The organism is Thermus sp. (assembly GCF_056332225.1).
The window spans coordinates 2,583-4,969 of record NZ_JBWGQW010000073.1 but is presented as its reverse complement, the minus strand read 5'-3'; the positions used below and the strand labels follow the sequence as shown (position 1 = coordinate 4,969).

5 protein-coding genes are annotated in these 2,387 nt (G+C 74.0%); 2 read left to right on the top strand and 3 right to left on the bottom strand.

The window, feature by feature from the left end; all coding sequences use genetic code 11:
* Positions 1–197: hypothetical protein (locus tag AC01Y6_RS09455; protein WP_476671273.1), on the bottom strand; the 197-nt coding region annotated here is incomplete at its 3' end.
* A gap of 147 nt (positions 198–344) precedes the next feature.
* Between AC01Y6_RS09455 and AC01Y6_RS09450 the strand changes: the two genes are divergently transcribed.
* Positions 345–1,274, top strand: coding sequence for a hypothetical protein (locus AC01Y6_RS09450; protein ID WP_476671272.1), 930 nt, complete (start codon positions 345–347; stop codon positions 1,272–1,274).
* Between the two features lie 17 nt (positions 1,275–1,291).
* Positions 1,292–1,765 (top strand): hypothetical protein, encoded by a 474-nt coding sequence (locus AC01Y6_RS09445; protein WP_476671271.1) that lies wholly within the window; start codon positions 1,292–1,294, stop codon positions 1,763–1,765.
* Here AC01Y6_RS09445 and AC01Y6_RS09440 read toward each other — a convergent pair.
* Together AC01Y6_RS09440 and AC01Y6_RS09435 are read right to left on the bottom strand one after the other, a co-directional pair.
* Positions 1,762–2,160: a type II toxin-antitoxin system VapC family toxin gene (locus tag AC01Y6_RS09440; protein WP_476671270.1), complete on the bottom strand. Its 399-nt coding sequence runs from the start codon at positions 2,158–2,160 to the stop codon at positions 1,762–1,764. The two genes, AC01Y6_RS09445 and AC01Y6_RS09440, sit on opposite strands and share 4 nt — an antisense overlap.
* Positions 2,153–2,387: AbrB/MazE/SpoVT family DNA-binding domain-containing protein (locus AC01Y6_RS09435; protein WP_476671268.1), on the bottom strand; the 235-nt coding region annotated here is incomplete at its 5' end. The genes AC01Y6_RS09435 and AC01Y6_RS09440, both read right to left, overlap by 8 nt.

Sequence of the window (2,387 nt, the reverse complement as noted above, 5' to 3'; positions counted from 1 at the left end):
ACCATGAGGGCCTCCTTGACGATCAAGGGGAAGTAGACCGTGGGCGGGTGGAAGCCGAGCTCCAAAAGCCCCTTGGCGAGGTCCAAAGCGCGGAAGCCCGGGGGGGGCTGGGCCACGAACTCGTGCATGGTGGTCCACAAGGACCTTCCCAGGGCGAAGCGGCTGGGGAAAGCCCCCAGGGCCAGGCGCCCGGCCAAGGCTCCACCGGGACGCCCCAGGCCCCCGCCGGGCCCGTTCCGCCTCCGCCCACGCCCGCCCCCACCGGGGAGGTCCCACCTCCCCCCGCGCCCTCGGGGGCGTACCCCGCTGGGGCGGGCGCGCTCCAGGCCGACCTCGCCCCGGCCATGACCCTCTACCTGCGCCCGGCGGCCCAGGAGGGGGCGGCCCCCGCGCCCGGGCTTGCCCTCTACACCCGCCCCGGAGGGGGGGAGGACAAGGCGGAAAAGGGCCCCACCCTGGCCGTCCCCCTCTCCGGGGGAGGGGGAAGCGCCCAGGCCCCGTCCCTCGCCCTCTACACCCGCTCCGGCGAGGACAAGGGCCAGGTGCCCCCCATGGCCTCCTTCGTGGCCTACCAGAAGCGGGAGGCCCCGCAAGCCCAGGCAAGCCCCCCTCCCCCGCCCTCGGAGCCGGGCCTCTTTGAGCGCAACCTGCCCGATATCTTCGGTCCGGGGGCCTCGGCCTCCAGCCCTGGGGCCCCTCCTCCGGGCAATCCCGGGGCCTCTCCTCCGGGCAAACCGAACCAGGCGGCCCCCGGGGACGCAAGGCCCTACCTCCCCGGCACCCGGCTTCCCGGGAGGCTGGCCGTGAAGCTCGTGGTGCCCGAGGGGCAAGAGGTGCCCGTGGCCCTGGAGACCGAGGACGGGGCCACCTTCCTGGGGAAGGCCAAGCTCTCCCCCACCCGGCGGGTGGAGGTGAACCTGGACCAGGCGGTGCTGGCGGGAAAGGTCTACCCCCTCAAGGCCGTGGTCCTGGGGGCGGATCTGGCCCAGGGCCTGCCCGCCCAGGTGCGGGAGGAGGCCCCCTCCCTCGTGGCCGACCTGGTGCGGGGCTCCTTGAGGGGGCTTTCCGACTACGTGCGGGCCCGGAGCCAGCAGACCACCATCACCACCACCCCGGGGGGCACGGTGATCCAGCAGGGCCAGGCCCCGCCCCTGGAGCTCTTCCTGGGGGCGGCGGCGGCGGACCTGTTTTCCGTTCCCGAGGGAACGAGGGCCGTGGTCCGGGTGGCCGAGGTCCAGGAGGGCACCCCCCTCACCGTCCTGGTCCTGCAGTGATGGGGCACCCGCTCTCCGTGGACCTCGCCTGGTCCGAGGAACAGGCGGAGCGCTGGGGCCTCACCCCCCCGGAGGAGGCGGTGCGGGTGGCGGGCTATCTGGGCCTCACCTACTACCGCGCCCCCGAGCCCGTGGTCTTCTACGCCCTCCCCGAGGTGGCGGGCTTCCCCCTCACCGCCCTCCGCCACCTGGCGGGGGTGGCCGAGCTAAGGCTCCGCCTGGGGGTCCCCCCCGATCCCGAAGCCTGGCGGGTAAGCCGGAAGCGCCTCCACCCCGTGGAGGAGCCCGACGCCGTGTGGTTCACCCCCGAGGGCCCCGTGGCGGTGGAGTACGACGCCGGGGGCTACTCCCGGGCCCGGGTGCGGGCCAAGGGGGAGGCCTTCGCCCGGAGGTTCGTGGGCCAGGTCTGGGGGGCTCCGGTCCCCGAGCGCGTGGCCTACCTGAAGGCCCTCCTCCCCGGGGGGAGGGTCCTCGAGGCCCCCTGGGCTTAGCGCACCACGCGCACCTCCACCCCCGGCACCACCCCGAGCCAGCCGCGGTCGGTGGTGAGGACGGGCAGGCGGCGCACCTTCCCAGCGGCCAAGCAGGCCCGGTCGCCCAGGGAAAGGCCCAGGGGCCGGGTCAAGGGGTCTAGGGCGCCCGCCTCCAGGGCCTCTTCCAGGGTGAAGGGCAGGACCTCAAGGCCCATGGCGAGAAGCCGCCTCAAGATGCGGTCTGGGTCCTTCCCCTTGACCTTGAGCTTGCCCGCCACCTCGGCCAGGTTCACGGCGCTGATGGCCGCCCCTTCCCGAAGAGCCTCCCGCACCGCCAAAAAGCCCGGCTCCCTCTGCAGGTAGGCGAGGAGGGCGGAGGCGTCCAAAAGAAACGCGGGCGGCTTCTCAGCCATCCCGCTCGACCTCAAGCCGCCTCTCCCTCAGGAGCTCCTCGGCGAGGCTCTCCTTGAGGTCGGAAAGCTCCGCCCAAAGCTCCTCCTCCGCCCGCTCCCAGGGGATGAGGAGCAGGTGCCCGTCTTCCACCAGGGCCAACAGCCGGGTCCCCGGTCCCAGGCCCAGGGCCTGCCGCAAGGGGCGGGGAAGGAGCACCCTTCCCTGGGCGTCCAGGGTGAGCGTGGTG

Bases quoted from the DNA above. Each gene is read 5' to 3' on its own strand.
- AC01Y6_RS09450 (WP_476671272.1), top strand. From the start codon at position 345: ATGACCCTCTACCTGCGCCCGGCGGCCCAGGAGGGGGCGGCCCCCGCG.
- AC01Y6_RS09440 (WP_476671270.1), bottom strand. From the start codon at position 2,160: ATGGCTGAGAAGCCGCCCGCGTTTCTTTTGGACGCCTCCGCCCTCCTC.